Origin of the sequence: Nesterenkonia halophila (assembly GCF_009467795.1) — a bacterium.
In the GTDB taxonomy this organism is placed as follows: domain Bacteria; phylum Actinomycetota; class Actinomycetes; order Actinomycetales; family Micrococcaceae; genus Nesterenkonia; species Nesterenkonia halobia.
The window spans coordinates 14,384-28,756 of the sequence record NZ_WIAX01000002.1 but is presented as its reverse complement, the minus strand read 5'-3'; the positions used below and the strand labels follow the sequence as shown (position 1 = coordinate 28,756).

Annotated in this window: 11 protein-coding genes and 1 pseudogene; 4 read left to right on the top strand and 8 right to left on the bottom strand. The window is 72.5% G+C overall.

Annotated features, from left to right (window positions below; all coding sequences use genetic code 11):
• The first annotated feature begins 17 nt into the window (after window positions 1-17).
• Window positions 18-1,085, top strand: a complete 1,068-nt coding sequence (gene coaA / locus GCL72_RS01225; protein ID WP_153142896.1) for a type I pantothenate kinase — start codon at window positions 18-20, stop codon at window positions 1,083-1,085.
• Between the two features lie 268 nt (window positions 1,086-1,353).
• A pseudogene (locus tag GCL72_RS01215) lies at window positions 1,354-1,848 on the top strand (M15 family metallopeptidase).
• Window positions 1,849-1,909: 61 nt separating this feature from the next.
• On the opposite strand, the gene GCL72_RS01210 reads toward GCL72_RS01215, so the two are convergent.
• Window positions 1,910-3,247, bottom strand: coding sequence for a CapA family protein (locus GCL72_RS01210; protein WP_153142893.1), 1,338 nt, complete (start codon window positions 3,245-3,247; stop codon window positions 1,910-1,912).
• A 139-nt stretch (window positions 3,248-3,386) separates the two neighbouring features.
• Between GCL72_RS01210 and mscL the strand changes: the two genes are divergently transcribed.
• Window positions 3,387-3,812 carry a large conductance mechanosensitive channel protein MscL gene (gene mscL, locus GCL72_RS01205; RefSeq protein ID WP_153142892.1) on the top strand — a complete coding sequence of 142 codons (426 nt, stop codon included), beginning with the start codon at window positions 3,387-3,389 and terminating at the stop codon, window positions 3,810-3,812.
• Window positions 3,813-3,816: 4 nt separating this feature from the next.
• Here the strand turns inward: mscL and glmM are convergent, their stop codons facing one another.
• From glmM to GCL72_RS09920, 7 genes are all read right to left on the bottom strand, one after another.
• A complete protein-coding gene (glmM, locus tag GCL72_RS01200; RefSeq protein ID WP_153142891.1) occupies window positions 3,817-5,166 on the bottom strand; it encodes a phosphoglucosamine mutase in 1,350 nt (449 codons plus the stop codon).
• A gap of 238 nt (window positions 5,167-5,404) precedes the next feature.
• Complete coding sequence (rpsI, locus tag GCL72_RS01195; protein ID WP_010524159.1) at window positions 5,405-5,908, bottom strand: 30S ribosomal protein S9; 504 nt, start codon at window positions 5,906-5,908, stop codon at window positions 5,405-5,407.
• 39 nt (window positions 5,909-5,947) lie between these two features.
• Window positions 5,948-6,391: a 50S ribosomal protein L13 gene (gene rplM / locus GCL72_RS01190; protein WP_153142890.1), complete on the bottom strand. Its 444-nt coding sequence runs from the start codon at window positions 6,389-6,391 to the stop codon at window positions 5,948-5,950.
• Window positions 6,392-6,769: 378 nt separating this feature from the next.
• Entirely contained in the window at window positions 6,770-7,951 is a 1,182-nt protein-coding gene (locus tag GCL72_RS01185; RefSeq protein ID WP_153142889.1) for a mannitol-1-phosphate 5-dehydrogenase, read from the bottom strand.
• Between the two features lie 11 nt (window positions 7,952-7,962).
• Window positions 7,963-9,987 (bottom strand): PTS mannitol transporter subunit IICBA, encoded by a 2,025-nt coding sequence (locus GCL72_RS01180; RefSeq protein ID WP_153142888.1) that lies wholly within the window; start codon window positions 9,985-9,987, stop codon window positions 7,963-7,965.
• A 138-nt stretch (window positions 9,988-10,125) separates the two neighbouring features.
• Entirely contained in the window at window positions 10,126-11,790 is a 1,665-nt protein-coding gene (ptsP, locus tag GCL72_RS01175; RefSeq protein ID WP_153142887.1) for a phosphoenolpyruvate--protein phosphotransferase, read from the bottom strand.
• Window positions 11,791-11,854: 64 nt separating this feature from the next.
• Window positions 11,855-12,244, bottom strand: a complete 390-nt coding sequence (locus GCL72_RS09920) for a PTS sugar transporter subunit IIB (protein WP_153142886.1) — start codon at window positions 12,242-12,244, stop codon at window positions 11,855-11,857.
• A gap of 210 nt (window positions 12,245-12,454) precedes the next feature.
• Here GCL72_RS09920 and GCL72_RS01165 point away from each other — a divergent pair, with 210 nt between their 5' ends.
• Window positions 12,455-14,371 carry a BglG family transcription antiterminator gene (locus GCL72_RS01165; RefSeq protein WP_153142885.1) on the top strand — a complete coding sequence of 639 codons (1,917 nt, stop codon included), beginning with the start codon at window positions 12,455-12,457 and terminating at the stop codon, window positions 14,369-14,371.
• The last annotated feature ends 2 nt before the right edge of the window (window positions 14,372-14,373 follow it).

Here is a 14,373-nt window from a genome sequence, read left to right as displayed (position 1 = left end):
TAGCGTATCGTGTTCCCGTGTCTTCGCACTCGAACGATGATCCGCGCCCCGCGGCGCCGATCCCCAGCGAGCCGCACCCCACGGGGCCGCTCCCCGCGGAGGTCGCCGGCACCGCCCCCTGGGCCGGCTCTCCGGCCCGCGGCGGCTCCGAGCATTACAGCCCGTTCGTCGAGCTGGCCCGCCGCGACTGGGCCCGGCTGGCCCACCGGCTTGAGCAGCCGCTGAACCAGGACGACGTCGACCGGCTCCGCGGCATCGGCGAGCACCTCTCCCTGGATGAGGTCGCCCAGGTCTATCTGCCGCTGAGCCGGCTGCTGTCCATCTACGTCGAGTCGGCGGCCCATCTGCGTGCGGCCACCAACGACTTCCTGGGCGGGACCACCCGGCGGACGCCCTTCGTCATCGGCGTGGCCGGCTCGGTCGCCGTCGGCAAGTCCACCAGCGCCCGCGTGCTGCAGGAGCTGCTGCGCCGCTGGCCGTCGACTCCGCGGGTGGAGCTGGTCACCACCGACGGCTTCCTGCACCCCAATGCCGAGCTGCGCCGACGCGGACTGATGGAGCGCAAGGGCTTCCCGGAGGCCTATGACCGGCGGAAGCTGCTGCGCATGGTCTCGGAGGTCAAGTCCGGCAAGCCCGAGGTCCGCGCCCCGTGGTACTCGCATCTGCACTACGACATCGTCCCGGACCGCGAAGTCGTCATCCGCAGCCCCGACGTGCTGATCGTCGAAGGGCTCAACGTCCTGCAGCCGGCCAGGGTCCGCGCCGACGGGACCACCGGGCTGGCGCTCAGCGACTTCTTCGACTTCTCGATCTACGTGGACGCCAATCCGGCGCACATCGAGCAGTGGTACGTGGACCGCTTCATGCGGTGGCGCCACGGCGCCTTCGCGAACCCGGAGAGCTACTTCCACCAGTACTCCTACCTCTCCGACGAGGAGGCCGTGCAGCGGGCCACCGACATCTGGAACCGGATCAACGGGCCCAACCTGCGCGAGAACATCCAGCCGACCCGGTCGAGGGCCCGACTGGTGATGAGCAAGAGCCGCGACCACTCGGTCTCGCGGGTGCTGCTGCGCAAGGTCTGAGGCCCCGCCTGCGGCGCACGGCGCCCCGAGGCGCGGGCCCGGCGTCGACCCCATGGCATAGCGCGGGGCCTGTCGGACTCTGTTCGTCGACCTGGCGGTCGCGCTGGGTCTCGGAGCCTGAGGGCTGGTCGCCGGCGGCACCGATGCCGCCGCGGACGCGGTGAGCTCGGCCTCCCGAGATCCGGAGTCGAAGCATGTGCTGGTCGACCGGCGCGATCCGCTGCAGCCGCAGGACTACGTGCCCGAGGTCCGCGCCCTGGACGTCGAGATGGTCTACCCCGACCAGGAGATGCGGCCGCAGGCCGCCGACGCGCTGGAGGAGCTCGTCGCCGCGGCGGAGCAGCAGGGCCATGTGTTGAAGGTGACCACCGCATACCGCACCTACGACCACCAGAAGGCGCTCTAGGATCAGCGGCTGGAGGCCTCGGGCCGCGAGGTCGCCGACGAGTACGCCGCACGGCCGGGCTACTCGGAGCACCAGACCGGCCTGGCGATGGACGTCGCCGCGAGCCATGACTGCCAGCTGAAGGGCTGCTTCGGCGACACGCCGGAGGGCGAGTGGGCGGCCGAGCATGCGACCGAGCGCGGCTTGGTCGTCCACTACCCGGAGGGCGCGGCCGACATCACCGGCTACTCCTACGAGCCCTGGCATCTGCGCTATGTCGGCGTCGAGACCGCCCGGGCGGTGCATCAGGCCGGCGTGACGCTGGAGGAGTGCTGGGGCGAGCCGGCCGCGGCCGAGTACCCCGGCGCCGAGGGCTGACCAGCTCGGACCGCGCCCGCCGCCGGCGCCGTCGCCCGGCCCCGCCTCGCGGCACCGCGGTTCAGGGGCGCGGCTCGACTGCAGGTTCCGGTCCGGTCGGCTCGGGCGGGGCGGTGCGGTGGCGCTGCTCGCCCATCACCTCGACGATCCCCTCCAGCCGGGCGCGCACCCGCTCCTCGCCGAGCTGCAGCTGCTCCGGTACGCCGTCGGCGACGAGCTCGTCCAGCGGCCAGATGCCCCGGTGGGAGCCTTCGTCATGGGGGCCGCGGTCCGCTGTCACCGGGGTCCAGTCCATGGCGGTGACCTGCGGATCGCCGTCCTCGGGCACAGTGATGGTCGTCAGCACCGCCGCGCCGGTGGCCGTGGCCTGCACGCAGCATTCCTCGTCCTGGTTGGTCAGGAAGTTCCCCATCGACCAGACGGTCTGCATGCCCTCGCCGTCGGGGCCGCCGTCGAGCACCTCGATCGGCTGCGGCGTGTGCGAATGGCTGCCCAGCACGACGTCGATCTCGCCGCCGGCGGCCAGCTCCTCGCCGTAGGAGCGCTGCGCCGCCGTCGGGCCGTCGGTGTACTCCTCTCCCCAGTGCACCGAGGCGAGGACGACGTCGGCCCCGGCCTCGCGGGCGGCGCGGGCGCGGGCGGTCAGCTCCTCGGGCGAGGACTCGTCGAGCGCCCAGTCCCGCCCCTGGGGCAGCTCGTGGGCCCCGTTGCGGTTGCGCGTGGCGGACAGATGGGCCACGGTGACCTCCTGTCCGCCGCGTTCGAGCCTGTAGGTCTGCGGGGCCGCGGCCTCCTCGGCGCTGCGGGCGGTGCCCACATGTCCCAGCCCCTGCTCGTCGAAGACCTCCAGCGTGCGCTCGAGCCCGGCGATCCCCTGGTCCATGGAGTGGTTGGTCGCCGTGCTGCAGCCGTCGAAGCCGAGTTCGGCGAGGTCGGAGACCAGGGTGGCCGGGGCGCCGAAGACCGGGTAGCCGATCGGCTCCTGGCCCCGCGGGGCCACCGGGACCTCCATGCCGCAGAGCGCCAGATCCGCGCCGGAGACCCAGTCCTGCATCTCCGCCATCATCGGGCTGAAGTCATAGGCGCCGCCGTCGGTCTGCGCTGTGGCCAGGACATTGCCGTGGGGCAGCACGTCCCCGGCGGCGAAGACTGTGAACTGCTCCGCGGCCTGCGCCGACGATGAGCCCGAGGGCGCGCCCGTCGACGTATCTGAGGAGGAGCTCGAGGGCGAGTCCGAGGGCGGCACCGCGGTCGAGGGCTCCTCCCCCGTGCCGCCGTCGGGGGCAGCCGCGCAGGAGCTCAGCAGAACGAGCCCGGTGAGCAGCCCGGCGCACGCCGTCGCCACCGATGCGGGCCGGGGCGAGGAGACGGGGGCGGGGTGAACGACACGGGCGGCCATGGATCGAGCGTAGGCCACGACTCTAGGTGACCGCATCGGGCCCGCCGACGAGCCTCCGCCGAGCCGTCCCGGGGCGACGGGACGGCCCGGACGCGGTGCGGGGACCCCGTCGACGCCGCGCGGCGGCTAGCATCGGAGGATGCTCACCGGATTCAGAGATTTCATCATGAAGGGGAACGTCGTCGACCTCGCGGTCGCCGTCGTCATCGGGGCCGCCTTCGGCACAGTGATCACCGCACTCGTCGAGCACGTGCTGATGCCGCTGATCTCGGCGCTGGTGGGCTCGCCGAGCTTCGACGACTTCGCCGTCGTCGAGATCAACGGCAATCTGCTGCAGTTCGGGATGCTGCTGACGGCGCTGGTGAACTTCCTGCTGGTCGCCGCGGCCGTCTACTTCGCCGTGGTGCTGCCGATGACCCGGTATCGCGAAGCGCGCGAACGCCGCCGGGGCGACGCGGCCGCCGAGGACGTCGACCCGAACCTCCAGGTGCTCCACGAGATCCGCGATCTGCTCGCCGAGCAGCGCGAGACCGGCTCCTCCGGATCCTCCCGCGACCGGTCCTGAGGCCTCAGAGGGCGAGCTCCGCGCGGACCACCTCGGCCAGCGACTCGGACTCGGACTGCGCGATCTCCGCCGTGGTGGCCTCGACCATCACGCGGACCACCGGCTCGGTCCCCGAGGGACGCAGCAGCACCCGGCCGGCCTCGCCGAGCCGGCCTTCGACCTCGGCGACCGCGCTCCGGACCGCCTCATGGGACTTCACCCGCGCCTTGTCCACGTCCTTGACGTTGACCAGCACCTGCGGCAGGCGAGTCATCGCCGCATCGGCGAGCTCGCGCAGCGACGACCCGGTGGAGGCGACGCGGGCGGCCAGCTGCAGACCGGTGAGCACGCCGTCGCCGGTGGTGGCGTGCTCGGAGAGGATCAGATGGCCCGACTGCTCGCCGCCGAGCGAGTATCCCCCGGAGCGCATGGCCTCCAGCACGTAGCGGTCGCCGACGCCGGTCTCGACGATCTGCACGCCGGCGGCCCGCATGCCGAGCTTCAGGCCCAGGTTGCTCATCACCGTGACGACGAGCGTGTCGTCGGCCAGCCGGCCCTCCGCCTGCAGCTTGGCGGCCAGGATGCCCATGATCTCGTCGCCGTCGACCATGGCGCCGGCGTGGTCGACCGCCAGACAGCGGTCGGCGTCGCCGTCGTGGGCGATGCCCAGGTCCGCGCCATGGCTGACCACCGCCTCCTGGAGATTATCCAGGTGGGTCGAGCCGAAGTCGTCGTTGATGTTGAGGCCGTCGGGGTCGGCGCCGATCACCACGACCTCGGCGCCCGCATCGGTGAAGACCTGCGGCGAACAACCGCTGGCGGCGCCGTGGGCGCAGTCCAGCACGACCTTCAGCCCGTCGAGCCGCGTGCCGTCCAGCGTGCCGAGCAGGTGGACCAGGTAGCGGTCCTCGGCGTCGGCGAAGCGCCGCACGCGCCCGACGTCGCCGCCGGTGGGCCGCGGCGGGTCCTGGCCCATGCGCTCTTCGATGGCGTCCTCGGCGGCGTCGTCGAGCTTCTGTCCGCCGCGGGCGAGGAATTTGATGCCGTTGTCCTCGGCCGGATTGTGCGAGGCCGAGATCATCACGCCGAAGTCGGCGTCGACGTCGGCGACCAGGAAGGCGGCCGCCGGAGTCGGCAGCACGCCGGCGTCGTGGACGTCCACCCCGGAGCTGGCCAGTCCGGCCTCGACGGCGGCGGCGAGGTAGTCGCCGCTGATGCGCGGGTCGCGGGCGACGACAGCCAGCGGGCGCCGCCCCTCGGGGACGTCGGCGCCGAGGACCGCGGCGGCCGCCTGGGAGAGTCTGAGCGTGAGTTCGGCGGTGAGCAGCTCATTGGCCACCCCGCGCACTCCGTCGGTTCCGAAGAGTCGTGCCATGGAGATCAAGTCTAGCGCCGACCGAGGGCCGGAGCCGCGCACGGCGCGGGGGCCCCGCCCCACACGCCCCTCCGGCCGACGCACGAAGGCCCCGAGGACCGGAGTCCTCGGGGCCTTCGTCGATCCGCGAACGCGGTTCAGCGCCTGTGGATCCCAGCGATGTTCAGCGCTTGGGGATCCGAGCGATGAGCCGGGCCGCGAGGCTCCCCACGACGAAGCCGTGTGGAGCAGGCGCGGTTCATCGCTTGGAGTACTGCGGGGCCTTGCGGGCCTTCTTGAGACCGGCCTTCTTGCGCTCGACGGCGCGGTCGTCGCGGGACAGGAAGCCGGCCTTCTTCAGCGCCGGACGGTTGTGGTCCCGGTCGATCTCGTTGAGCGCGCGGGCCACGCCCAGGCGCATCGCGCCGGACTGGCCGGAGGGGCCGCCGCCGTCGATGCGGGCGATGACGTCATAGGCACCCTCGAGGCCCAGCAGGGTGAAGGGGTCGTTGACCTCCTGCTGGTGCAGCTTGTTCGGGAAGTAGTCCTCCAGGCTGCGGCCGTTGATGGTCCACTGGCCGGTGCCGGGCACCAGGCGGACGCGGGCGCGAGCACGCTTGCGACGACCGACGGCGGCGCCGCCGATGGTCAGCGGGGCGCGCTCGGTCTCGCCGGCGGTCTCCTCGGCGGCGGGGCCGGTGGACTCCGAGGTGTACTGCGACAGGCCCTCGGCTTCGTTCAGCTCTTCAGTGTTCTGAGCCACGGTTCTCCTTGAAAATGTTTCGTGATCGGGTGGCCAGGACTACTGAGCGACCTGGGAGATCTCGTACGGCTTCGGCTTCTGGGCCGTGTGCGGGTGCTCCGAGCCGGCGTAGACGTGCAGCTTCTTCAGCTGGACCGCACCGAGCTTGTTGTGGGGCACCATGCCCTTGACGGCCTGCTCGACCGCGCGGGTGGGATGACGCTCCATCAGCTGCTCGAAGTTCGCCGAACGGATGCCGCCCGGGAAGCCGGAGTGCCGCCAGTAGGTCTTCTTGGAGGCCTTGTCACCGGTGACGGTGACCTTGTCGGCGTTGATGATGATGACGTGATCGCCCATGTCCTGGTGGGGGACGAAGGTCGGCTTGTGCTTGCCGCGCAGCAGGGCGGCGGTCTGGCTGGCGAGACGACCCAGCACGACGTCAGTGGCGTCGATGATGTGCCACTGAGCGTCGGCGTCGCCAGGCTTGGGGGTGTACGTACGCACGGTGATGATGCCTTCGGTCGGTGTTCTACGGTTCAGCTCGCCGGACGCCCGATGGTGTGAGAGACACCGCGCGTCGGCGACTGTTTCTTCGCGAGTGCGCCGTCCGGCTTCTCGGGTGAGGACCGAGAAGATGCCGGGCCCGTGGTTTCCCCTGCCGCTCGTGGAGGCATCCGGCCATGCAACTGAGCCGCCTCGACACGAGTGCCCGCGGGGGTGGACACGCACAACAGGAATAGAGTATAGCCGTTCGGGCCGGGCGGGGCAAAGACTGCCCTCCGCCCCGCTCCGCTCCCTCTCCTCCCACCTCGGGATGACTCGGCGGAAAGTGCGGGAATGCGAGTATTCTCCCACGCTTTCCGCCGAGTCATCCTGAGGGCGTCAAGTCTGGTGGCGGGCCATCAGCTCCTGCACCCGCGGCGCCAGCGGATGCTCGTCCTCCAGCCCGGTGATCCGCGCGACCAGCTCGCCCGGCGGCAGCTCGGCGAGCAGCCGCGCCAGCTGGCCGGCCTGCTCGTCGCCGGCGTCACGGAAGGCCAGCGCGGCGTCGACGACGGCGAGCAGCCCGTCGACCGAGAACCCCCGCTCCGCGGCCGCGGCGGCCGGGCCGATGAGCCGCTCGTGCCGGGAGAGCTTGCGCAGCGGTTGGCGCCCCACCCGGCCGACGGTGTCGGGCAGGGCCGGGTTGGCGAAGCGCCGCAGGATCGTGGCCCGGTAGTCTGCCATCTCCGCCTCGCTGAACCCGTGCTGGGCGTGCAGCACCGCCGAGGTCTCCTGCAGCGCGGCGGCGACGCCGGCGGCGACCCGCTCGTCGGCCAGCGCCTCGGCGACGGTGCCGTGTCCGGCCCGTGCGCCCAGGTAGGCCGCGGCGGCGTGGCCGGTGTTGACGGTGAACAGCTTGCGCTCGATATAGGGACCCAGCGCGTCGACGAAGTGCGCCCCGGGCACCTCAGGCGGCCGGTCACCGAAGGGACCGCGCTCGATGGCCCATTCGTAGAAGGGCTCGACCGTCACGTCCAGTCCGGCGTCCTCCGGCTGGCCGGGGACGATGCGGTCGACCGCCGTGTTGGCGAAGACCGCCTTCGCCGCGAGCTCCGCCCAGTCCGCACCGACGTCGGCGGCCGCGGCGACCATGTGCTCGCGCAGCGTGTCCGTCGCGCCGATGGCGTTCTCGCAGGCCATGATCTGCAGCGGCTCGGCCGAGGCGTCGCGCCGGCGCAGCCCCTCGACCAGATGCGGGGCGATGAAGCGCAGCACCGTCGGGCCGACGGCGGTGGTCGCCGCGGCGGCTCCGGCGAGCTCGGCGGCGACGGCCTCCGGGTCCTGCGCAGAGTTGACCGCGCGGAACCCGGTGACCTCGCGGTCGACGCCGCCCGTGCCCACCTCGTGGACGGTGTAGGAGTCGGCCGCGGCCAGCGCGTCGACCAGCGGCGCGGCGACGTCGGAGAAGACGACCTCGTAGCCGCCCTCGTGCAGCAGCATCCCGACGAAGCCGCGGCCGATGTTGCCGGCGCCGAAATGGACCGCCGTGGGCCGGGCGGCGCTGTTCGTGCTGTCAGCCATGATCGTGCTCCTCAGCTCTGCTCGATCGACGAGAGCAGCTCGTGCAGCTCCCGCTCGGTGGTCGCGGCCTTCAGCTGCTCGACGGTCTCGACCTTCGAGAAGAGCTTCGCGATCCGCGAGAGGATCTGCAGATGCTCGTCCCCGACGCCCGCGATGCCGATGACGAAGATGGCCCGCTGGCCGTTCCAGTCGACGCCGCCGTCATAGCGGGCGACCGAGAGCGCGGAGGCCTTGACCGCGTCCTTGGCCTCACCGGTGCCGTGCGGGATGGCCAGCTCGTTGCCCATGAAGGTCGAGACGGTCTCCTCGCGGGCCTGCATCGCCGCCAGATAGTCCTCGGTGACCGCATCGGCGGCGACGAGGACCTCGGCGGCCTCGGCCATGGCCTCCTGCTGAGTGGCCGAGCCGGAATGGATGCGCACCCGGTCCAGAGTGAGGATCTCGCCGGGGCCGTCCTGGGCGGCGGGCTCGTCCGCCGCGCCCCGCGCAGCGGCCTCGGCCGGCTCGGCGCCGCCGTCCTCGGCGGACTGCCGGACCATCTCGACGACCTCGTCGTACTCGGGGGCGTCCATGAAGCTGTCCACCGAGACGTGGACGGCATCGGGCTCCTGGCCCTTCGCCCGGTCGGTGAGCTGCTGCTGGGTGATGACCAGGTCGGTGTCGCCCGGCAGGGCGGCCACGGCCTTGTTGGTCACCGAGACGCCCCCGATGCCGGCGTCCTTGATCTTGTTCCGGAGCACCGAGGCGCCCATGGCCGAGGAGCCCATGCCGGCGTCGCAGGCGAAGATGATCCGCTCGATCTTCTTCTGCGCGACGGCGGCTCCCCCGGAGGCCTGTGCGGCGAGGCCGGAGAGCGCCGCCGAGGACTTGCCCTTGGTGGCCTCGGTCTTCGCCACGGCCTCGGCGAAGTCGTCCGCGCTCTCCAGGTCCTTCTTCCGCCCGGCCAGCAGGATCAACGAGGCGACGACGAAGGTCACCGCCGCGGCGAGCACCACGGAGAGGATGACACCCAGGTAGCTGCCCGAGGCTGTCTGCCCGACCACGGCGAAGATCGATCCCGGAGCCGCCGGTCCGCGCAGACCGGTGTCGAAGAGCACGTTGGTGCCCACGCCGGTGGCGCCGCCGACGATCACCGCGATCAGCAGCGTGGGCTTCATCAGCACGTAGGGGAAGTAGACCTCGTGGATGCCTCCGAAGAACTGGATGATCGCCGCGCCCGGGGCGGAGCCTCGCGCCGCACCGACGCCGAAGACCGAGAACGCCAGCAGCAGACCCAGCCCCGGACCGGGGTTCGCCTCGAGGAGGAACAGGATCGACTGGCCGGCCGAGTCGACCTCCGAGACGCCCAACGGCGTGAGCACGCCGTGGTTGATGGCATTGTTGAGGAAGAAGACCTTGGCCGGCTCGATGAGGACGCTGGTCAGCGGCAGCAGGTTCGTGGAGATGAGCCACTCCACGCCGCGGCCGAGCACGTCCATGATCATGTTGACCAGCGAAGCGACGCCGAAGAAGCCCACCAGGCTCATGCCGAAGGCGAGGAAGCCCCCGGAGAACATCGAGACCAGCATCTCGAAGCCGGCCTTGATGCGGCCGTCGAGGACGCCGTCGACCTTCTTCATCGCCCAGGCGCTCAGCGGGCCCAGGATCATCGCCCCGATGAACATGTGCACCTCGCCGAGCGCGTCCTCGCCTTCGGGCAGCGAGGCGTTGAACTGCGCGATGAGGTGATCCGACCCGGCGATCGCGCCGAAGGTGGCCACGGCGCCGACCACGGCGCCGCGGACGTCGTGGACCATCTTGCCGCCCTGCATGGCGATCAGCACCGGCAGCAGGTAGTGGATCATCGGCCCGACCACCGTCGCCAGGGCGGCGTGCGGGGTCCACCCGACCTCGATGAAGAACGCGGTGAAGAGTCCCCAGGCGATCAGCGCGGGGATGTTGGGCATGATCATGCCCGAGAGGAAGGAGCCGAACTTCTGGACGCCGACACGCAGGCTGCCCGGCGACGAGCCGCGCTCGGGGGATTGGGTGGTCATCGTCGACCTTTCATATCAGTGGGTGTCGGGAGTGATCGGAGGGCGGACGCCCTGACCGGTGCGGGACAGGACCCCGGCGGGGCGGGGAGGAACGGTCTCCCCGCCCCGAGGAGGAAGCCGAGCAGGTCCCCGGCGGGCTCAGCCCTGCGCGGCCTCGCGCAGGACCTGCTGCGCAGCGCCGCGCGCGCCCGCGGCGTCTCCCGCCGCGAGCGCCGCCTGCGCGGCGGCCCGAGCGGTCTCGGCAGTGTGCCGGCGCAGCTCGAGGCGGACGTCGGCCAGCGCGGCCGGGGCCATCGACAGGCTGGTCGCCCCGAGGCCGACGAGCACCAGGGCCAGCAGCGGGTCGGCGGCGGCCTCGCCGCAGACGCCCACCGGCGAGTCGGTGGCCGCTCCGGCGGAGCCGACCTCGCCGACCAGCCGCAGCACCGCGGGGTGCCACGGGTCCTGCAGATCGGCGACCGAGCCGAGCAGCCGGTCGGCGGCCATCGTGTACTGGGTCAGGTCGTTGGTGCCGATCGAGGCGAAGTCCGCATGCCTCAGGATGGGCTCGGCCACCAGCGCCGAGGACGGCACCTCGACCATCACCCCGGCGGTGCGCAGCCCGTGCTCGCGCGCGAGGGCGACGAACTGCTCGGCCTCGGCGACGGTGGAGACCATCGGGGCCATCACCCAGACGTCGGCCTCGCTCTCCGCCTCCGCCTCGGCCAGCGCGGTCAGCTGGTCGCGCAGGATCTGCTCGTGCGCCAGCAGCGCCCGCAGCCCGCGACGACCCAGCGCCGGGTTCTCCTCCTCCTCGGTGAGGAAGGGCAGCGGCTTGTCCGCCCCGGCGTCGAGCGCGCGGACGACGACCTTCTTCCCGGGGAAGGCCTCCAGCATCCGCCGATAGGCCTCCCGCTGGGTCGCGACGTCGGGCGCCGCGTCGGCGGAGAGGAAGAGGAACTCGGTGCGGAACAGGCCCACGCCCTCGGCGCCGAGCTCCACGGCCTCGGCCGCGCCGTCGGGCGAGCCGAGGTTGGCCAGCAGCGGGATCTCGCTGCCGTCGGCGAGCGCCCCGGGGGTCACCGGTGCGGCCACGGCGGCGGCGCGCTCGTCGATGCGCCGCTGCACCTCGGCGCGCTGCCCCTCGCTCACCTCGGTGAGCACCGCCGAGTCGGCGGCGTCGACGATCACCGTCTGTCCGTCGTGCAGCTGGTCGGCCTCGACGGCGCCGACGACGGCGGTGATCGCCTTCTCCCGGGCGAGGATCGCAGTGTGCGAGGTCGGCCCGCCCTGGATGGTCACCACGGCGAGCACCTGATCCAGGTCCAGCAGCGCAGTGTCGGCCGGGGCGAGGTCCTCGGCGACCAGCACGAACGGGTGGCCCGGCGTCGGCACGCCCGGAGCCGGCAGCCCGCGCAGCCGGGCGATGACCCGTTGCGAGACGTCGGCGAGGTCGGCGGCGCGCTCGGCCATGTAGCCGCCCATGCCCTCCAGCGTGGCGCGGAACTCGGCGAAGGCGTCGTGGACGGCGAACTCGCCGGTCAGTCCCTTCTCCAGCCGCGCGGCCGCGGCCTTCTTCAGCGTGGGGTCCTTGGCCATCATGGCCTGGGCCTGCAGCACGTCGCGGGCGGAGCCGCCGGCGGCCTCGCCGCGGGCCTTCAGGTCCTCGGCGACGGCGGCCACGGCTTCCTCGACCCGGGTCGTCTCCTGCTCGGCGGTGAGCGCGGACTGCTCCTCCCCCGGAGCCTCGGGGACCGGGGCCATGCGGGCCACCGGTCCGTGCGCGACGCCCTGGCCGACGCCGATGCCCTCCAGGCGCGCCATCAGCGGCTCACCTCCGAGGGCGTCGCGGCCGAGGCGGCCGTCGGGCGGTCATGGGTGCGGATGATCATGGGGAATCCTCCTGAGCAGAGTGATCGGCGTCAGCGGTGTCGGCAGTGTCGGCGGGGCCGGCGGGGCCGGCGCCCGCCCGGACGGCGGCGAGCTCGCGGCGGGCCAGCTCGAGGGCGGCCGTCCCGTCGGGATCGCGGAAGACGTTCTCCGGCAGCACCGCCGCGGCGGCGCCGACGAGCGCGGCGCGGCGGCGGATCTCCGGGGCGCGGTCCGCCAGCTGCGGCCCCAGGAGGACGACGTCGACGGTGTCGACGGCCCCGGGCAGCATCGCCTCGGTGCCGGCGGACGCGCGGAGATCCAGGCCCTCGGCCTCCGCGCCGCGGCGGATGCGCTGGGCGACGAACGTGCTGGACGCGCCGGCGCCGCAGACCACCAGGATCTCCATCGATCGCTCACTCCTCCTCTTCCTCTCAGATTCTCTGCCCCGGCGACCTGGGTCACAACCATGGCTGTTTCCCCGGGGGCGGAAATCTGCAGGCCACGCGCCCGTCTCCCCGCGTCCATCCGCCGCTCGCCGCGCGGTCACCCGGACCTCTCCCGCCCTCGGACCGGCCCGCGGCACGGGCGGTAGGGTGGAGGCCGTGGAGTGGAGCGCATGACCGGCCAGCGCCGGGAGAAGCTGATCAGCATCCTGCTGCACGGCGACGGCTGGATCACCGCCGCCGCACTCGCCGACCGGCTCGGGGTCACCCCGCGCAGCGTGCGCTCCTACATCGCCCGGATCAACGCCCGCGCCGCACACGCCGGCCAGGGCGAGGCCGTGGAGTCCGGCCCGGCCGGCTACCGAGCCGACCGGGCCGTGCTGGCCACGCTGCGCGGCGAACAGCGCGCCAGCCCGCGCGACCGGCTGCACCGCCTGGTGCGCGAGCTGCTCGACGCCGATCAGGGCCTCGACGTCTTCGCCGCCGCCGAGCGGCATCACGTCAGCGACGCCACCGTGGAGGCCGACCTCGCCCGCATCCGCGGCCTGCTGGAGGACACGGCACTGCGACTGCGCCGCAGCGGCTCGATCGTGACGCTCGACGGCGACGAGATCTCCCGGCGTCGGCTGGTCTCCCGACTGGCCCACGACGAGATGGAGGAGGGCACCTTCGACGTCGGCGTGCTGCGCCGGGCCGCCGGACTGGAGACGGTCGACGACCGGGCCTTCGGCCCCTTCACCCAGCAGCTGGGCGCCGAACTGGCCGCCCTGGGCTACTACGTCAACGAGTTCGCCGCCGCCGACGTCGCGCTGCACATCGCGATCGCCGCCGACCGCGTCTCGCGCGGCCGGGCGCTGGAGACCACCCGCGGCGAGGCCGACGAGGACCAGCGGCGCCTCGCCGAGGTGCTCGACACTCTGTGCCTCCGACACTTCGACGTCGCCATGGGCTCCGGCGATCTGCAGCATCTGACCTCGCTGGTGCTCACCCGCGTCGTCGCCCCCGGCGGCGCGGCCGAGGAGCGGGTGCGCCTGGATCCGACGGTCGAGGAGGCGGTGCGCACGGCGGTGACCCGGGCCGCCCACGGCTACCTGGTCGACATCGCCCATGAGGACTTCATCCGCCGGCTGACCCTGCATGTACAGAACCTGGTGCTGCGCGCCCGGGAGCACGCGCCGTCGCGGAACCCGCTGACCCGCTCGCTGAAGTCCGACTTCCCGATGATCTTCCAGGTCGCAGTCTCCATCGCCAGCGACGTCGGCGAGCAGCTGGAGGTGACCATCCACGACGACGAGATCGCCTATATCGCCATGCACGTCGGCGGGCGCCTGGAGCGCAGCCGGCAGGCCGAGACGGTGCTGACCGCCACGATCGTCTGCCCCGGCTACTACGAGCTGCACGAGCTGCTGCATTCGCGCATCGCCCGCTCGCTGGGTCCCTCCATCGAGGTCACCGAGGTGCTCACCGGCGTCGACCCGGACTGGGAGGCGGTGGACACCGACCTGGTGCTGACCACCATCGAGCCGCCGCAGCCCGACGAGCGGACCGTGCGGCTGCCGCCGTTCCTCTCCGAGGGGGACCTGGGGCGGATCTCCGCGGCGGCCGCCCGACGGCGGCGGAGCCTGCGGCTGGCCCGGCTGCGCGCGGAGCTGTCGCGGTACCTGAGCGAGGACGCCTTCATCCGCCCGCTGGTCGCCGCCGACGAGGAGGAGGCGATCCGCGCGCTCGCCGAGCCGCTCGTCGCCCGCGGGGTCATCGATCAGCAGTACGTGGAGAACACCGTCGAGCGCGAGCAGCTCTCCTCCACCGCCTTCACCGAGACGCTGGCGGTGCCGCACGCGCTGCGGATGACCGCCTCGCGGACGGCGATCTCCATCGGGATCGCCGACGGCTCGCTGCCCTGGGGCGACTCCCGGGTCCAGGTGGTGGCGCTGACAGCATTCAGCGAGGAGGAGCGCGAGGCCTTCCAGACCGTCTTCGAGCAGCTCGTCGAAGTCTTCAGCGAACGCGACAGCGTCACCCGGATCATCCGCCGCGGCGAGGGCTTCGCCGGCTTCCTGGACGAGCTCGCCGCCGTCATCGACGGCTGAGC